This is a genomic window from Anaeromyxobacter oryzae, from assembly GCF_023169945.1.
Classification (GTDB): Bacteria; Myxococcota; Myxococcia; order Myxococcales; family Anaeromyxobacteraceae; genus Anaeromyxobacter; species Anaeromyxobacter oryzae.
Map to the genome: position 1 here is coordinate 2,604,829 of NZ_AP025591.1, position 16,357 is coordinate 2,621,185.

Genomic DNA, 16,357 nt, shown 5'->3' on the forward strand with positions numbered 1-16,357 from the left:
TCGGTCCTCCACGCGGGCCGGCGCGTCACTCCATCCGCTGCTGGCTCGCGGCGTCGAAGAGGTGCAGGTGGTCGAGCTCGACCAGCACCTCGAGCTTGTCCCCGATGCCCGGGACCGGGCGCGGGTCCTGCCGGAACACCATCAGGTCCTCGCCGGCCCGCGCGTGGACGACGACCTCGTCCCCGAGGGGCTCCGCGATCTCCACGGTCACCGGGATCCGCGCCGACTCGCCCTTCGCCGCGCGGCCCGGCTGGAGCACGGCCTCGGGCCGGATGCCCGCCACGACCGCCGTCCCGTCCTTCCCGACGGTCGCGGAGCGGAGCCTGCTCGGGACCGGGAGGCGGAAGTCGGAGGTGGCGATCGCGGTGCCGCCTTCGGCGAGCGTCCCCTTGAAGAGGTTCATGGGCGGGCTGCCGATGAACGCGGCGACGAACAGGTTCGCCGGGCGCTCGTACAGCTCGAGCGGCGCGCCCACCTGCTGGAGCCGCCCCTCGTTCAGGACGGCGATCCGGTTCCCCATCGTCATCGCCTCGATCTGGTCGTGCGTGACGTAGATGGCGGTCGTGCCGAGGCGCGCCTGCAGCTTCTTGATCTCGGCGCGCATCTGCACGCGCAGCTTCGCGTCGAGGTTCGAGAGCGGCTCGTCGAAGAGGAACACCGCGGGCTTGCGGACGATGGCGCGCCCGAGCGCGACGCGCTGCCGCTGCCCGCCGGAGAGCTCCTTCGGCTTGCGGTCGAGGAGCTTGTCGATCCCGAGAATCTGCGCGGCCTCGCCCACCAGCCGCTCCATCTCCGGGCGGGCGGTCTTCCGGATCTTGAGGCCGAACTCGAGGTTCTCCCGCACCGTCATGTGCGGGTAGAGCGCGTAGCTCTGGAAGACCATCGCGATGTCGCGATCCTTCGGCGGGACGTCGTTCACGACGCGGTTGCCGATGGAGATCGTGCCGCCCGTGATCTCCTCCAGGCCGGCGATCATCCGGAGCGCGGTGGACTTTCCGCAGCCGGACGGGCCGACCAGCACCATGAACTCGTGATCCCTGACGTCGAGATCCAGCTTCTCGATCACCCGGACGTCGCCAAACCGCTTCGCGACCTCCCTGAGCACGACCCCCGCCATGCCGCACCTCGGCGACGCGTCACCGACTCGTCACGTCAACGATGGGTCACTGTCTAAGCCGCTTGACCGCGACCCGGGGGAGCCAAATTGGGTGCTGCGACGCCCCGTTCGACGCTCCGCGTCGCTTGCTTCACGATGGGTTTAACGCCTTTGGTGACTGTCCGTCGCGCGCGCTGCGGCCACACCGAGGACGCGGGCACCGCGCGGCGGAACGGCGACGTCGACCGTGCCGTCGGTCACCGGGACGGTCTCCCCGCCGAGCAGGTCCTCGACGCGCCCCGCCGTCCAGCTCGCAGGGGCCGGCACGCGGGCCGACGCGGGCGCCGCTCCGCGGTTCACCGCGACCACGACCGCCTCCCCGCCCGGCTCCTCCCGCGCGAAGACGAGCAGGTCGCCCTCGGTCGAGAGCGCCCGATGCGCGCCGCGCGAGAGCGCCGGATGCGCGCGCCGTAGCGCGATGAGCTTGCGATACCAGGCCCGCATGCCCTCGTCGCGCGGCTTGCCCGCTCCGGGCTGGACCGGCCGGTCGCCCCACGGCATGTCGCTCCGGTTGTCTGGCCACTCGCCGATGTCACGGGCGACCTCCTCGCCGTAATACACGACCGGGATCCCGACCGTGGTGAGCTCGAGCAGCGCGGCGAGGCGGAAGGCCTGGCGATCGCCGCCGAGCAGGTGGAGCGCGCCGGGGACGTCGTGCGAGGAGAGGAACTGGGAGAGCAGGTGTCCCTTCCGGACCTTGTGGCGCGACTCGAGGTAGTGCTCGTACGCGACGGTGCGCCCGCGGCCGAGGAGCCACCCCACCGCGCTCCCCTGGAAGCCGAAGTCGAACCCGGCGTCGAGCTCGTCGGGCTCGAACCAGGGATCGAGGACGTCCCGGTCGCCGCCCCAGACCTCGCCGAGGAGGAAGAAGCCGGGCGGGAGCTCCGCCCGCACGCGCCGCCGGTGCTCCTGCCAGAAGTCGTGCTCGACGTGCTTCACCGTGTCGAGCCGGAACCCGTCCACGCCGGAGCGCCGCGCCCACCCGAGCTGCGCGTCCAGCAGGAGCTTCCGCACGTCGGGCCGCTCGGTCTTCCAGTCCGGCAGGCCGGCGAGGCAGGTGGTGAGGTCGTCGTCGCCGCACCCGCCGTGCTGGGGCGAGCGGAGCCAGTCGGTGGTCCGGGGATCGCGGACGTAGGCGCAGTCGTAGCCGCAGTGGTTGTAGACGACGTCGAGCAGCACGCGGATGCGGCGCGCGTGGGCGGCGTTCACGAAGGCGGCGAGCTCCGGCTCGGTCCCGAACCGGGCGTCGAGCCTCGAGAGGTCGTCCATCCAGTAGCCGTGGTAGGCCCAGTCCGGGAACCCGGCCCCGGTGACGTAGTCGTCGATGTTCTTGACGAGCGGGTTCACCCAGATCGCGGTGACGCCGAGCGAGGCGATCTCGTCGAGCTCTGCGGTGAGCCCCACGAGATCGCCGCCGTGGAACGCGCCCTTCGCGCCGCGGTCGACGTTGCGGTCGTTGCCGGGATCGCCGTCGGCGAACCGATCGACGAGGACGAAGTAGAGGATCTCGTCCTCCCACGGGCGCTGCGGGAGCGGCCGCGGCGGCGGGGGGGCGGGCTGCGCCGCGGGGGCGGCGGCCGTGGCGGGGGCGACCGGCGGAGCGGCGGGCGGCCGAGGCGCGCGCGACGCGCAGGCGAGCGCGGCGAGGGCGGCGGCGAGCGCGAGCGGCGTGCGGAGGGAGGGGCGCATGGCGCGCATGATCGCGCCGCGGTGCGCCGCCCGCGCGGACTCCGTTGGGTGCGGGCCGCTACGCCATCCGTCGCAGCGAGCGGGGCGGCGTCACTCCCAGCGCACGTCGTACTCGGTCTCGAGGAACGCGAGCTCGCGCCCGGTCACCGCTGGCGCTCGCGCGTCGGTCGCCTCGAGGCCGGCCTGGATCACCGCCGCGTGGAACGCGGCGGGCATGAAGTCGTGCCGGAAGACGACGCGCGCGTGCCGCTCGTCGAGCCACTGCACCTTGCGCTCGCCGTAGCTCACCGCCGTCCGGTAGCCCGCGGGCGCCGCGGCGACGACCTTGCGTGGATCGCGCCCGGCCATCGCGAACACGGTCCGCCCGATGGTCGACGAGAGGAAGTTCGCGATCGTCCGCCGGCCGAGCTCGCGCCAGACCGCGTCGACGGAGCCGAGCCGCGGCTCCAGGCGGTCCGCGGCGGCCCACGCGATCCGGAGGTACTCGGCCACGGGGTACGAGAAGAAGTCGATCCGCGATCCCTTCCCCTGCGGATCGCACGCCTTCGCGGCCGGGTCGCCGACGGTCTCGCGCACCAGCGTGAACAGCGTGTTGAAGTTGAGGCCGCGCGAGGTGTCCGCATCGGTCGCGGCCCCTGCGCGTCGCTCGAGCTCCTTCGGATCGGCCGGCACGTGTTCCCCCTCCTGTCGCCCCCGTACAGGGGAGGCATCATCCCACCACATCCGGGGCGCCCAGTGGAAGGGCGGCGGTTCCCGGACGCGAGGCCCGGACCGCGGGGCGTCGCGCCCGCGTGCTGCGAGGAATCCTTCCCGTCGGGTGTCCGACCTCCGCATCGCTTGTGCGCTGGTCCTTCGTGGCTAGCCTTCACGGTCGGAGCACCCGCCCCCGGACGCCGCGCCACCTCGCGCGACGCCCCCCCGGCGCGCGGGGCGAGAGCCGTCCTCATGCCGTCGATCGACCACGCCGTCCTCGCCTGGCTGAACGGGTTCGCCGGGCGCTCGCATCTCCTCGACGCCGCCGTCACGGAGCTCGCGCAGTCGAACCTCGCGAAGGGCGTCCCCCTCGCGGCCGTCCTCCTCGCCCGGTGGTTCGGCGCCGCGCCGGAGCACGACCGGGTGCGGCGGCGCGAGATCATCGTGGCGACCTTCGCCGCCGCCGGCCTCGCGATCGTGCTCGGGCGCCTCCTCGCCCACGCCTTCCCCTTCCGGCCCCGCCCGGTGCACGACGCGGCGCTCGGGTTCGTCCCACCCTACGGCGGCGCGGAGCGCGTCCTCTCCGACTGGAGCGCGTTCCCGAGCGATCACGCGATGCTGTTCGGCGCGATGGCGACCGGCCTCGCCTTCCTCTCCCGGCGGGTGGGCCTCGCCGCACACGCGTATGCCGCGGCGTTCATCCTCCTGCCGCGGATCTACCTCGGGTGGCACTACCCCTCGGATGTGCTCGCCGGCGCCGCGCTCGGGATCGCGCTCGCCGCCGTCATCGTCGCCGCCCCGATCCGGACCCGGGTGGCCCGGCTCCCGCTCGCGCTCCTCGCGCGGCGCCCCGGCGCGTTCTACGCCGCAGCGTTCGTGGTGGTGATGCAGGTGTCGACGCTCTTCGGCGACGTCCGGAGGGTGCTCCAGGGTCCGTTCCTGGCGGAGGTCCGAGGGCGGCCGTCCGGCGTCGCGGCGGCGCCCGCCGTGCCGGAGCCCGCGCCCGCCGCGCCGGGGCCCGCGGCCGCCGCGCTGGAGCCCAGCGAGACCGCGCCGGGGCCCGCGGCCGCCGCGCTGGAGCCCGGCGGCGCCGCGCCGGGGCCAGCGCAGACGGCGCGAGGCTCGCTGGCGCCGGCACGCGGACACTCCTCCCTCTCCCCCACCGGGGGAGAGGGCCGGGGTGAGGGGGCCGCCACCCTGCCCTCAGGCTCGGCGCCGGCGCGCGGGGCGCCGCTCCGGGCGACGGGCGTCGATCGCCCCGACGTGGTGCTCGTCGGGCCCGCCCGCGACTAGGAACGTTCGCGCTCCACGGCGGCGTGGGCCGCCCGGCGCCGCGCGACCTCCGCCTCGGCTGAGGTGAGCCGGGCGCGCGCGGTCCGGACCGCGTCCTCCGCGGACGTGAGCGCCGTCCGCCGGCGCTCCACCTCCGCCTCCGCCCGCGCGAGCGCCCGCGCCGCGGCCACCCGCTCCCGCTCCCGCTCGCGCTCCACCTGCGCCGCGCGCTTCGCCTCCGCCCGTGCCCGCGCGGCGGCCTGCCGCTCGGCCCGGCGGAGCGCGGCCTCGCCGGCGCGGTCCCGGGCCGGGGCCTCACGGCGCGGCGGAGGCGCAGCGCGCCGCGCCTCCCGCGCCGGCTCGCGGCGGGTGCGCGTCCGCGCCGGGAGCGCCGCCGGCGCCCCCGCGACGAACGGCCCCTCGCCGGGGCCGGGCCCGGGCTCGCGCGAGAGCTGCCCGCGCCGGAGCGCGTCGCGCGTGGAGTCGTCGCCGGTCGCGGCGAGCCGGAGGAGCAGCTCGACCCGGGCGAGCACCTGCGGGGCGACGGCGCGACCGCCGTCGGCGAGCAGCGGCGCCGCGGCCTCGCGGAGCGCGCGGGCCGCGGCGCGGAGCGCGTCCTCGCCCGCCCTGAGGCCCGCGCTTCCCTTCCCTTCGAGCGCGGCGCGCTGCCCGGCGCGTAGCGCGTCGCCCGCCTCGAGGAGGGCCGCGAGACGCGCCGGCTCGGCGCGCGCGAGGCGGTTCAGGATCCAGGCGAGGCCGACGGGGTGCCGGAGCCTCCGGAGGGCGTCCGCGCCGGACCGGTCGCCGGCCGCGGCGCGCTCCGCGGCGAGGGCGTTGCGCGCCGCGGTGAACTCGGCCGCGGAGAGCGCGAGGAGCGCGCCGGCGCCGGCGGGGAGGCCGTCCCCGTCCGCGCCGCGCGCGGCGGCCTTCCGGCGGCTCACGACCGCGACGCCGCGGAGCCCCGCAGGACCGCGACCGAGCCCGGGACGCCCGGCAGCAGCGTCACCGACTCGACGAGCGAGATGCGGTGGAAGATCCCCTCGCGCCCGTCGTATGTCGCCGTGAGCTCCTGGCCGACGACGGCGCGCGGCCCGGACTCGGAGCGCATCACGACGACCGCGCCGTCGGAGAGCGCGGGGGCCTTGACGAGGCCGCCCTCGAACGCCGGCTGGAGCTGCTGGTACGGCGTGAGGGCGGTCCCGGCGTGCGGCCGGAGGAGCTGATAGTAGCGCGCCGGCGCGAGGGCGACCGCGTAGGGGCCGTGCCGGCCGGCCTGGTCGAGGCGGGCGAGCGCGGCGAGGAGGTCGTCGGCGGCGCGGGCCGGGTCGGACCAGTCGCCGAGCGGCAGCTCGAGGGCGCCCGGATGCCCGAGGAGCCCGGCGACCCCGGCGCCGCCGTGGCCGTGGAACAGCAGGCGATCCTCCGCGCGGGCGACGTTCCGCGCCGCCTCCGCGGTCTCGGTGAGCGTGAGCGGCTCGCCCCGCTTCTCGAGCGCCTCGACCGCGCGGGCGCCGAGGCTGAACGTCCGGTGCAGCACCGGCAGGGCGCGGACGCGCGGGACGTGCACGTGCGTCCGCTCCTCCGCCTCGTCCTCGCCGCCGTGGGCGGGCTCGTCCTCGGCGACGCCGGCGCGCGCGTCGAACCCGAGCGGCCCGACCAGCGTCACGAGCCGTCGCGCCGCGCGCACCTCGTCGGCGGCGGCGCGCGCGACCCGGTCGATCTGGTCCCAGACCTCCTGCCCGAACGATGCGCCCTCCCGGTCCTGCCAGCTCATCACTCCCCCTTCTTCTTCGTGGCGCGTTGCTCGAGCTCGGCGGCCCCGCTCGCCTCCTCCAGCTCCTCCTCACGCACGATGGGACCCCCGTGGCCGACCTGCATCTCGATCTGGCGCGCGAACACGACGTCGTGACGGCGGATCCACTCGAGGAGCATCATCGCGTGCTCCTTCTCCTCGTCGCGGTTGTGCGCCAGGATCCGCTTCAGCTCCGGATCGTGGGTCGCGTCGATCCGCTGCTGGTACCAGTCGATCGCCTCGAGCTCCTCCTGGAGCGAGACGATCGCCCGGTGCAGGTCCTTCGTTCGCGGCGAAAGCGTCGCCTCGTTCTCGTGCCATCCCTGCGATGCCCCGGCCATGCACGAAGGGGTGGGGCGACGCTGGGTCCGCGCCAAGGCCCGTGGCAGGGGGCGTGGGTCGCTGGGGCCCCCGGACGCACCTCGGCCCCTTTGCCGGGCGGCCCGTCCGTGCGAAACAAGGCGCCGTGCAGAGCCCCGCCGACTTCCTCGCACGCTGGCACTACGCCGGGCTGTTCCTCGTCATCCTGGCCGAGGAGGCGGGCGTTCCCCTGCCCGTCCCCGGGGATCTGTTCATCGCCGCGATGGGCGTGCTCGCCCACGCGGAGCGGGCCGGGTTCGGCGCGACCGCCGCGGCCGTCACCGCGGCGACGGTGATCGGCGCGACGGTCCTCTACCTCGTCTCGCGCCACGCGGGCCGCCCGCTGCTCGTCAAGATCGCGCGGCGGTTCGGCTACACCGAGGCCCGGGAGCAGCGGCTCGAGGCGTGGCTCCTCCGCCGCGGCGCGACCGCGGTCGTGGTGGGCCGCCTCATCCCGGGCCTGCGGATCGTGATGACGGTCGTCGCCGGCACGCTGCGCCTGCCGCACCGGACGTTCGTCGTCGGGACCTTCTTCGCGGGGCTCGCCTGGTCGACGATCTACTTCTGGCTCGGGTACGCGCTCGGCGCGGGGTACGAGCGGCTCTCGGGGCGCGTGCCTCCGGAGGCCCTGTGGGCGGCGGCGGCCGCCCTGGTCCTCGCGGCCGCCGCCGCGGTCATCGCCCGGCGCGCCCGTTCGCGGCGGGCGGCGAGCTCCGCGACGGTCCGCGTCGAGCCCGAGCCCTGACGCGACGCGGCCCCGGAAAACCACCGCACCCCCCCTCCTGGAGCAACGGCGCGCCTCGCCGCGACACCGGCGGCTATCTAGGTTGATGTGCGTGGAGGGTACACTCATCCGCCGCGTCCTCCTGGTCGAGGACGATCCCGGCATGCGCGACGCCATCCGCGCGCTCCTCGTGCGCGTCGGCTTCCAGGTCGCGGTCGCGACCGACAGCGCCGAGGCCTGGGAGCTGCTCGGACGGGGACCGCGCCCGGCCGCGATCCTGGTCGACCTCTACACGCCGCGCATGACCGGTCACGACCTCGTGGCACGCGTCCGCCGCACCCCGCGCCTCGCGCAGGTCCCGATCATCGCCATGAGCGGCGAGCGCGCGACGCGCGACCGGCCCGCGGCGGAGGCGTTCCTCGAGAAGCCGTTCTCGCGCGAGCAGCTCGAGTGGGCGCTCCACGAGGTCGGGGCGAGCTAGAGCCTCGGGCCGCTCACGGCTGCGCCTGCACGTCCACCCGCTCGGCCGCCTGCGCACGGCGTTCGCGGACGAGCTCCCGCCACCGGAGCACCGCCGGGAGCGCGAAGAGCGCCGCCGCCAGGCAGGCGACCTCGCCGAGATCCGCGAGGACGCCGAACGAGATGAGCGCCTGGTTCCGCGCGATGATCAGCGACGAGTACCCGATGATGGTGGTGAGCGAGCAGAGCGCCACGGCACCGCCGGTCGTGCGGACGATCTCCGCGATCGAGCGGGCGTGGTCGAGGCGCCGGCGCTGGAAGATGTTGGTCGCGTAGTCCACGCCGATGCCGAAGGTGATCGGCAGGGCGATGAAGTTCAGCATGTTGAGGCGCAGGTGCAGCGCCCCGGCGAGCCCGCCGAACCAGATGACCCCGACCGCGAGCGACGCGAGCACCCACCCCGCGTCGGACAGCGATCGGACGGTGCGGCGCCCGAGCCCGAACGCGACGAGCACGAGCAGGACGACGCCGAGGAGCGAGAGCAGCGTCGCGCGCGGGCCGTCCTTCTCGATGGAGTACAGCACGTCCGCGAACACGAGCGTGGAGCTCGCCATCGGGATGTCGGCGCGCGGCAACGGCACCCGGCGGATCTCCTCGGCGAAGCGCACCACGTCGCGCCCGTTCCAGACGTCCATCCGCTGGGCGGGGTACACGAGGACCGGCGTGCCGGCGCGGCCGTCGACCTCGGTGAGCTGGCGCCGGAGCGCCTCCGGCAGGTCCTTCGCGCCGAACGGGCGGAGCTCGGGGGGCGGCAGCACCTGCTTCACCGCGAGCTGCTGCTCCGGCGAGAGGAAGCGCAGGTTCTCCGGCGTGGCGAGCGCGCGGATCTCCTGCACCACCGGGAGCTTCGCCTCCTGGTCCTCCGGGACGAACGCCGCGACGGAGAGCACCTGGCCGAAGAACGTCTCCGGGTTGGCCTTCCGCTCCGCCTCGAGCGCGGCGGCGATCCGGCGCGCCTCGGCCTCGTCCCGCCCGAGGAGCACCGTCGGCGACAGGTGGTCGCCGTGCAGCGCGTCCACCCGGGCGTCCCACCAGGCCGGTCCGCCCTCCGCGAGCGCGGACTGGTCGCGGAGCTTGCGGAAGTCGAACTCGATCGGGTCCCTGGCGAAGTGCGCGATGAAGAAGACGGACGCGACGGTGAGGAGCAGGGCCCCGACCGCCGTGACGCGGGGCGCGCGGTCGACCGCGTGCGACACCACCCGGGTGAAGACCGGCCGCGCCGGCCGCTGCCCGGCGCGCGGGATCGGCGCGCGCCGCTCCCACGCGAGCACGAGCGGCGGCGTCATCAGGTACGCGAAGATCCAGGACAGCGTCATCCCGATCCCGCCGATGAGCCCGAACTGGTTGAACCCGCGGAAGTCCGTGGACATGAGCGACGCGTACGACACGCCCGCCGCCAGCGCCGCGGTGAGCGTGGCGAGCCAGGTCGCGGAGAGCGCCGTCTGCATCGCGGGCGCCGGGTCGTACCCGTGGCGCCGCTCCTCGAGGTACCGGGCGAACAGGATCAGCCCGACGTTGATGCCGTTCCCGACGACGATCGAGCCGAGGAACGCGGTGTTCGAGTTGAGGTGCCCGACGAGCAGCTCGGCGATCCCGAACGTCACCATCGTGCCGGAGATGAGCGGGATCCCCACCGCGAAGATCGCCTTCCAGGTCCGGTTGTAGACGGCGACCGCGGCGGCGACGGCGGCGAGCACGAGGATCGTCGCCCAGACCAGGTCCTCGGCCAGCGCGTCGTGCTCGAGGATGTTCGACGCGACGTACCCGCCGTACCCCACCTCGACGTGCTTCTCGGCGGGCCGGAGCTCGGCGACCGCCTTCTTCACGTAGCGGTCGAGCGCCGTGACCTTCCCGAAGTCGTCCGGCTGCGCGTCGAGCCGGACCACCATCGCGAGGGCCGTCATCGTCTCGCCGGCCCGATGGCCGGGGACCTCGCCCATGACGTAGCCGGTCGGGAACCGCTCGAGCAGCTCCTTCCGCTCGCCCGCGATCTCCTGGAGGAGCCCCTCCACGTCCGGCGGCGCGCCCTCCGCCTTCCCGGCGGCGCGCGCCCTCTCCCACGCGACGCGCGCGCCGAGCGTGTCGCGGAGCCGGACGAGGTCGCCCCGGGAGAGGAACAGGAGGAGCCGCGGCTTGAAGAAGTCGCGCGTCTCGTCGACCCGGTACTCGACCCAGCGGATGAGGTGCTCCGGGTCCGCGGAGAGCCGATCGGCGAGGTCGTCCGCGAGCAGCTGCAGCTCGAGCGGATCCTTCCCGGCGAGGACGATCGTCTCCTCGGCGTAGCCGCCCACGCGCTCGGTCACGGTCTCGAGGTCGCGGGCGCTCCGGCTGTTCGCCGGCAGGAGCTCCGACATGTCCGGCCGCAGGTCCGTGTACAGCCGCACGGTCCCGACGACGCCGACCAGCGCGGCGATCGCGCACGCGGCGAGGATGGGGCCGCGGCGGCGGTCGGCGAGGTGGACCCAGCGTTCGGCGAGGCGCATGGCGGGAGTCTTCTTCTCCTGCCCGGCGGTCCGGGCGCAAGCTCCGATCCTCGTGACCTACCGCGGCGGGCGGCCGTCGATTCCCGCCCGCTCGGAGGCGGCGAGCTCGTCCGCCCGGAGCGTGACGAGGCGCGGCCCGCCCTCGCCGAGCTCGAGGTACTCGAGCCGGTCGTCGTGCAGCGCGCCGGCGTTCGCGTAGCGGTCGCCCGCGGCGAGGTACGCCGCGTGGACGTGCCCGAACACGCCGAGGTCGAACCCCTCCCGCTCCACGATCGCGAGGCACCTCTCCCGGAAGATGGACACCATGCGGTCCCCGGCGGCGGCGCGGGCGGCGGCCTCCGCCAGCCACGCCGCGCCGCGGACGGCGGCGAGCCGCCCGAAGCGGCGCGAGATGCCGTCCCCGAGCCGGCCGAGCGCCGAGCTGTTCACCGGATCGGCGGCGTGGCCGTGCATCACGAGCACCCGTCCGGCGCCGGGCGCGTCGAGGACCACGCGCGCCTCGCCCGCGTCCGGGTCGTGGTTCCCGCAGGTCCGCCGGAGCCGCCCCGCCGCGCGGAGCGTGGCGAGCTCGGCCGCGACCTCCGGGTGGGCGGCCTCACCGCGGCCGGCCCCGGCGAAGAGGTCGTCGAAGACGTCGCCGTTCAGGACGACGAGCGCGCCGTCGGCCCGGGCGCGGGCGAGGAAGGCGCGGGCGAGGCGGCCGTGCCGGGCCGGGCTGCGGGGCGCCAGGTGCCAGTCGCTCGCGATCCGGACGAGGGTCACGGCCCCCGCTCGCGGCGCGCCGCCCGGAGCCCGTCGTAGAGCGCCTGCGTCCGCTCGCGGGCGAGGGTGTGGATGGGCTTCACCACGTCGAGGTCGCGGAGCCCTTCGGGCGCGCGCTCCACCGGGATGGGCTCCCCGACGGCCATGTCGAACCGCGCGGGGAGCGGGACGGGCGACCAGAACGAGAGCTTCTTCCAGCGGAAGCCCGGGTAGGCCTCCGCGCCCCCGACGATGGCGATCGGGACGATCGGCACCCCCGTCGCGAGCGCGAGCCTCACGAACCCGTACCGTCCGTCCCAGCGCAGCCGGTAGAAGTCCCGCGCCGGCTGCGCCTCGCGCATGCCGCCGGGCGTCACGAGGAGCTGCTCGCCGCGCTCGAGCACCGCGACGCACGCGTCCTCGCTCGTGCCGATGGTGCCCGCGAACTGCTTCACGACCGGCAGCCCGGGGATCGCCTTCTCGATCTTGGAGTCCGCAGCGACGATCCGCAGGCCCGTGAAGCCCTGCCCGGTCTCGTGGAACTCCTTCCAGCCGAGCATGTAGCAGGCGAGGACCAGGTCGACGACGAGGTAGCCGGCGCCGTGCAGCGCCACGTAGATGCACGGCCCCCTCGGCGGCGGCGCGCCCGTGAGCGTGAGCCGGTGGTACCGCGTCATCGTGCGGGCCCAGGGCAGGATGAGGCGCCGGTAGAACCAGTGCTCCGGGTCGAGGCGCGGCGGGGTTCCGGCCGGCGTCGCGGGATCGTTCACGTGAGGCTCCAGGGCTTGCGGCGGGCTCGGGTGGCGTCGTCGAGGAGCGCCTGCGTCGCGCGGGCGGCCCCCTCGGCGAAGCCGGCGACCGCGGCGGCGTCGCCGGCGTCCGGTGGCGCGAGCGTCTCGCCGAACCAGAAGTCGAGCGGGACCGGCAACGGCAGGAGCGGCAGCCAGAGCGAGCCGCCCTTCCCGACCGAGAGCCGGGCCGGGTGCTGCTGGTCCGCGCCGGCGATGGCGAGCGGGACCACCGGCGCGCCCGCCTGCGCCGCGATCCGGGCGAAGCCGCGCCGCCCCTTCCAGTCGATCCGGTCCGCCGCTCCGTACAGCTCCCGCGCGCCGCCGGGGAACATCAGCACCGACTCACCGCCGCGGAGCGCGCCGAGCGCGGCCTCCTCCGTCGCCTCGATGGTGCCGACGTGCCGGCGGATCCAGCTCGTGCCGGGCAGGCGGTGCAGCGAGGTGTTGCGCTTCTCCATCGGCCGGAACGGGACCCGGTCCTCGTCCCAGAAGGTGAGCAGGCCGAGGAGCATGATCTCGAAGTAGAGCCAGGTGCGCGGGTGCTTCGCGACGTACACGAGCGGCCGGTCCCTGGGGACGGCCTCGAGCCCGTGCACGCGCGGCCGGTACCAGAGCTTGAGCGCGCGGACGAGCGGTATGAGCACCGCCTCCTGGCGCCACGTGCGCGGGAACTTCCTCGGATCGCCCGTCATCCAGCCCGACCGCCGGCGTGGGCGAGCGCGGCCGGCGCGACCTCCGCGGCGTGGATCGCCGACCGGTAGATGTGCAGGACCCGCCCCGCGACGCGCGTCCAGCAGAGCGCGTCCGCCCGGGCGCGGCCCCGCGCGACGAGCCGCTGCCGCAGCTCCGGGTCCTGCCCGGCGCGCCAGAGCGCCACCGCGAGCTGGCCCGCGTCGCCGGCGGGTGCGAGGAGCGCCGCGCCGCGGGCCGCCTCCGCGTACCCCGGGATGTCGCTCGCCACCACCGGGCAACCTGCCGCCATCGCCTCCACGAGCACCATCCCGAAGCTCTCGCCGCCGAGCGACGGCGCGCAGAACACGTCGCTCTCCCTGTAACGGAGGGCGAGCTCCGCGTCCGAGAGCCGGCCGTGGAAGCGCACCCCGAGCCGCTCGGCGCGCCGCTGGTACCGCTCGCGCGGGCCGACGCCCACCACGTCGACCTCGATCGCCCGCCCCTGGGTGCGGAGCAGCGTCATCGCGTCGAGCAGCACGGTGAAGCCCTTCCGTGGCTCGCCGTACCGGCCGACGAAGAGGACGCGCACCGGCCGCGGCGGGCGGACGAGCGCAGGCGCGGGATCGAGCGCCGCGGCGAAGCGGCCGAGGTCGACGCCGTTCGGGATGACCGCGGTCCGGCCGCGGTAGATCGTCCGCGAGAAGCGCTTCGCCTCGCGAGACACGGCGATGCCGAACGCGATCCGCGACAGGCCGCCGGACGCGACGCGCCGCAGGACCTTCTGGAGCGGGAGCTCGCGCTCGGCGTTCGCGTGGAACGTCGCGACCACCGGCGCGCCCGCGAAGCGGAGCGCGTGGCGGCCGGGGCCGGGCACGATGGGCTCGTGCACGTGCACCACGTCGAACGCGTTCGCCTCGAGGAGCGACCGCGTGGCGCGCGGCGGGACGAGGAGGCCGATGCGGGCCACCGAGCCGTTCGCCCGGACCGGCACGACCCCGCGGAGCCCCTCGCAGCCCTCCGGCACCTTCCCGCTCGCCGGGCCGACGACGCGGGCCTGGTGCCCGAGCGCGCCGAGCGCGCGCGAGAGGCTCACCGCGTGCCGGTTCACGCCGCCCTCGTGCGTGAGGTCGTACGGCGTGAAGATGCAGATCCTCACGCGGCGCCCTCGGGCGGCGTGCCGGGCGCCGCTGCGCCGGCGTCGCCGCGGCGCAGGAGCTGGTGGATGACCACCATCCGGCCGAGCGCGGTCGCGCCGGCGCCCACCGCGATGAGCGCGCACGCGCCCTCGACGAGCGCCACCGCCCGGACCGGCTCGAGGAACGCCGCGGCGAGCAGCGCCGCCATGAGCAGGACGACGCGGTGCGGCCGCTCGAGCCCGAAGGTGGGGCAGGCCACGCCGAGCCCCTCGCCGCGCGCGCGGGCGTAGCTCACCATCACCGAGCCGGAGAGCGCCGCCACCGCCCAGCCCACGCCGGCGCGGTCGGGGAACGCGACCGCGAAGCCGGCGAAGAGCGCGATCTCCGAGACGCGATCGAGGTTCGAGTCGAGGAACGCGCCCGCCGGGCTCTGCTGCCCGGTGGAGCGCGCGAGCTCGCCGTCGAGGAGGTCGCCGATGGAGCCCCACACCAGCAGGACGCCCGCCCACCCCCACGCGCCCTGGGACGCGGCGAGGCCGGCGAGCACGTTCAGGACGAGCCCGTACGCGGTGACCGCGTTCGGGGTGAGCCCGAGGCGCGCCGCCGCGTCGTGCATCGGCCGCGTCACCCAGTACGCCCAGCCCCCGAGGACCGCGATGAGCCCCCGGTAGCCGGCGAGGCGCGCGGGCCGCGGCGGGCGGGCGAGGACGTACGCCACGACCGTCGCGGCCGCGAGGGCCGCGTGCAGGAGGATCGCGACGGCGGCGCTGTCGCTCATGGCCCGCGGGCTCATCCCGCCGCCGCCCTACCCGACCGCGCTCTTCGCCGCGGCCGCGGCCGCCTCGGCGAAGCGCCGGAGCTGCGCGTGGAGCGTGGCCTGCTGCTGGAAGAGGTCGTGGACGGGCTTCCCGGACGCCGTGACGGGGCTCTTGAAGAAGAACGAGAGCCACTCCTGCGGCCCCTTCCCGCCCGCGCGCTGGCCGAGGTCGGCGAGGAGCGCGAGGTCGAGCGCGAGGGGCGCCGCGAGGATCGAGTCGCGGCACTGGAAGTTCACCTTGATCTGCATCGGGTAGCCGAGCCACCCGTAGATGTCGATGGCGTCCCAGCCTTCCTTGTTGTCGCCGCGGGGCGGGTAGTAGTGGATCGTGACCTTGTGCTCGATGTCCCCGTAGAGCTCCGGGTGCTGCTTCGGCGAGAGGATCTGGTCGAGCACGCCGAGCTTCGAGACCTCCTTCGTCTTGAAGCTCGCGGCGTCGTCGAGGACCTCGCCGTCCCGGTTGCCGAGGATGTTCGTGGAGAACCAGCCGTCGAGGCCGAGGAGGCGCGCGTGCAGCATCGGCGCGATCGTCGTCTTCATGAGCGTCTGGCCGGTCTTGAAGTCCTTGCCGCCGGTCGCGACGCCCTCCCTCTCGGCCAGCTCCTGGAGCGCCGGCGTGTCCTGGGCGAGGTTCGGCGCGCCGTTCATGAACGGCAGGCCGCACTTGATCGCCGCGTACGCGTAGATCATCGACGGCGCGATGGTCGGGTCGTTCCGGTCGAGCGCGGCCTCGAACGCCTTCAGCGACTCGTGCGCCGGGCCGACCTCGACGTAGACCTCCGTCGAGCCGGTCCAGACCATCACGCCGCGGGCGCAGCGGTTCCGCTCCATGAAGCCCTTGATGTCCGCCTGGAGCGCCTCCGCCTTCTCGCGGAGCGAGCCCTTCTTCACGTTCGGCCCGTCGAGGCGGCGCACCCACTCCTTGTCGAACACGGCGGGCATCGGCCGGATCGCCTCGAGCTCGGCCTTGATCGGATCGAGGTGCTCGCGGCCCAGCACCTTCGCGCGGACGGCGGCGGCGTACACGTCGTCGGGGATGGGATCCCAGCCGCCGAAGACGAGGTCGTCGAAGGACGCGAGCGGGAGGACGTCCCTGAGGAGCGGGCCCGGGCGGCCGTCCTCCTCGAGGAGGTGGCCGAGCTGCGTGAGGCTGCCCACGGGCGCGGCGAGCTTCTTCTTCACCGCCTCCACGCCGGCGATGACGGTGGTCGCGACGGCGCCCATCCCCGGCATCAGGATCGCGAGCTTCTCGCCCTTGCGCAGGGGCTTCAGACCAGGAACGACTCTCATGTGCACCTCTGGGCGGTGGCCGCGAGGAGCGCGGCGCCTTTCGTCGCCCGGGTTTTCGCGGGCTTCCGTGGGTGGGAGCCCCGCGATGCTTCGCGGCAGACCCTGCCGGTGGCGGGTTTCTACCGCAAGGCGCGGCGTCGCGGAAGAGTGACGCGCGTGCGTCACCCGTGCCCGGGAGGCCCACGTTCCGCGAGATCATTCCTTGCCTGAGATCACGGCACG

Annotated in this window: 16 protein-coding genes; 3 read left to right on the forward strand and 13 right to left on the reverse strand. The window is 75.1% G+C overall.

All coding sequences use genetic code 11. The features are described 5' to 3' along the window. Nucleotides 1-25: 25 nt before the first annotated feature. The 3 genes from AMOR_RS11300 to AMOR_RS11310 all read right to left on the reverse strand — a co-directional run bounded on the left by AMOR_RS11300 (nucleotide 26) and on the right by AMOR_RS11310 (nucleotide 3,517). Nucleotides 26-1,117, reverse strand: a complete 1,092-nt coding sequence (locus AMOR_RS11300) for an ABC transporter ATP-binding protein (RefSeq protein WP_248361082.1) — start codon at nucleotides 1,115-1,117, stop codon at nucleotides 26-28. A gap of 141 nt (nucleotides 1,118-1,258) precedes the next feature. Continuing rightward, nucleotides 1,259-2,845, reverse strand: a complete 1,587-nt coding sequence (locus AMOR_RS11305; protein WP_248361084.1) for an alpha-amylase family glycosyl hydrolase — start codon at nucleotides 2,843-2,845, stop codon at nucleotides 1,259-1,261. Nucleotides 2,846-2,935: 90 nt separating this feature from the next. Further along, nucleotides 2,936-3,517 (reverse strand): DUF2378 family protein, encoded by a 582-nt coding sequence (locus AMOR_RS11310; protein ID WP_248361086.1) that lies wholly within the window; start codon nucleotides 3,515-3,517, stop codon nucleotides 2,936-2,938. A 273-nt stretch (nucleotides 3,518-3,790) separates the two neighbouring features. Here AMOR_RS11310 and AMOR_RS11315 point away from each other — a divergent pair, with 273 nt between their 5' ends. Beyond that, a complete protein-coding gene (locus tag AMOR_RS11315; RefSeq protein WP_248361088.1) occupies nucleotides 3,791-4,831 on the forward strand; it encodes a phosphatase PAP2 family protein in 1,041 nt (346 codons plus the stop codon). Here the strand turns inward: AMOR_RS11315 and AMOR_RS11320 are convergent. From AMOR_RS11320 to AMOR_RS11330, 3 genes are read right to left on the reverse strand one after another with little or no spacing between them, the layout of a single operon-like run. After that, a complete protein-coding gene (locus AMOR_RS11320; protein WP_248361089.1) occupies nucleotides 4,828-5,751 on the reverse strand; it encodes a hypothetical protein in 924 nt (307 codons plus the stop codon). The two genes, AMOR_RS11315 and AMOR_RS11320, sit on opposite strands and share 4 nt — an antisense overlap. Continuing rightward, nucleotides 5,748-6,584 carry a family 1 encapsulin nanocompartment shell protein gene (locus AMOR_RS11325; RefSeq protein WP_248361090.1) on the reverse strand — a complete coding sequence of 279 codons (837 nt, stop codon included), beginning with the start codon at nucleotides 6,582-6,584 and terminating at the stop codon, nucleotides 5,748-5,750. Before AMOR_RS11325 ends, AMOR_RS11320 begins: the two co-directional genes overlap by 4 nt. Next, nucleotides 6,584-6,943: an encapsulin-associated ferritin-like protein gene (locus tag AMOR_RS11330; RefSeq protein WP_248361091.1), complete on the reverse strand. Its 360-nt coding sequence runs from the start codon at nucleotides 6,941-6,943 to the stop codon at nucleotides 6,584-6,586. The genes AMOR_RS11325 and AMOR_RS11330 overlap by 1 nt, the downstream gene beginning before the upstream one ends. A 125-nt stretch (nucleotides 6,944-7,068) precedes the next feature. Here AMOR_RS11330 and AMOR_RS11335 point away from each other — a divergent pair, with 125 nt between their 5' ends. Together AMOR_RS11335 and AMOR_RS11340 are read left to right on the forward strand one after the other, a co-directional pair. Then, nucleotides 7,069-7,707, forward strand: coding sequence for a DedA family protein (locus AMOR_RS11335; protein WP_248361092.1), 639 nt, complete (start codon nucleotides 7,069-7,071; stop codon nucleotides 7,705-7,707). A gap of 91 nt (nucleotides 7,708-7,798) precedes the next feature. Further along, entirely contained in the window at nucleotides 7,799-8,167 is a 369-nt protein-coding gene (locus AMOR_RS11340; protein WP_248361094.1) for a response regulator, read from the forward strand. A gap of 13 nt (nucleotides 8,168-8,180) precedes the next feature. Here the strand turns inward: AMOR_RS11340 and AMOR_RS11345 are convergent, their stop codons facing one another. The 7 genes from AMOR_RS11345 to AMOR_RS11375 are packed head-to-tail and all read right to left on the reverse strand — an operon-like array spanning nucleotide 8,181 to nucleotide 16,135. Beyond that, nucleotides 8,181-10,688, reverse strand: a complete 2,508-nt coding sequence (locus tag AMOR_RS11345; protein WP_248361096.1) for an MMPL family transporter — start codon at nucleotides 10,686-10,688, stop codon at nucleotides 8,181-8,183. 57 nt (nucleotides 10,689-10,745) lie between these two features. Beyond that, on the reverse strand, nucleotides 10,746-11,450 hold the full coding sequence (locus AMOR_RS11350; RefSeq protein ID WP_248361098.1) for a metallophosphoesterase: 705 nt from the start codon (nucleotides 11,448-11,450) through the stop codon (nucleotides 10,746-10,748). Continuing rightward, nucleotides 11,447-12,199: a lysophospholipid acyltransferase family protein gene (locus tag AMOR_RS11355; RefSeq protein WP_248361100.1), complete on the reverse strand. Its 753-nt coding sequence runs from the start codon at nucleotides 12,197-12,199 to the stop codon at nucleotides 11,447-11,449. The genes AMOR_RS11350 and AMOR_RS11355 overlap by 4 nt, the downstream gene beginning before the upstream one ends. Beyond that, complete coding sequence (locus AMOR_RS11360) at nucleotides 12,196-12,912, reverse strand: 1-acyl-sn-glycerol-3-phosphate acyltransferase (protein WP_248361102.1); 717 nt, start codon at nucleotides 12,910-12,912, stop codon at nucleotides 12,196-12,198. Before AMOR_RS11360 ends, AMOR_RS11355 begins: the two co-directional genes overlap by 4 nt. After that, nucleotides 12,909-14,048 carry a glycosyltransferase family 4 protein gene (locus AMOR_RS11365; RefSeq protein ID WP_248361104.1) on the reverse strand — a complete coding sequence of 380 codons (1,140 nt, stop codon included), beginning with the start codon at nucleotides 14,046-14,048 and terminating at the stop codon, nucleotides 12,909-12,911. The genes AMOR_RS11360 and AMOR_RS11365 overlap by 4 nt, the downstream gene beginning before the upstream one ends. Continuing rightward, the gene (locus tag AMOR_RS11370) at nucleotides 14,045-14,806 is read right to left on the reverse strand and encodes a CDP-alcohol phosphatidyltransferase family protein (RefSeq protein ID WP_248361106.1); all 762 of its coding nucleotides are present in this window, start codon (nucleotides 14,804-14,806) and stop codon (nucleotides 14,045-14,047) included. The genes AMOR_RS11365 and AMOR_RS11370 overlap by 4 nt, the downstream gene beginning before the upstream one ends. A 27-nt stretch (nucleotides 14,807-14,833) precedes the next feature. Then, nucleotides 14,834-16,135 (reverse strand): inositol-3-phosphate synthase, encoded by a 1,302-nt coding sequence (locus tag AMOR_RS11375; RefSeq protein ID WP_248361108.1) that lies wholly within the window; start codon nucleotides 16,133-16,135, stop codon nucleotides 14,834-14,836. Nucleotides 16,136-16,357: the final 222 nt, after the last annotated feature.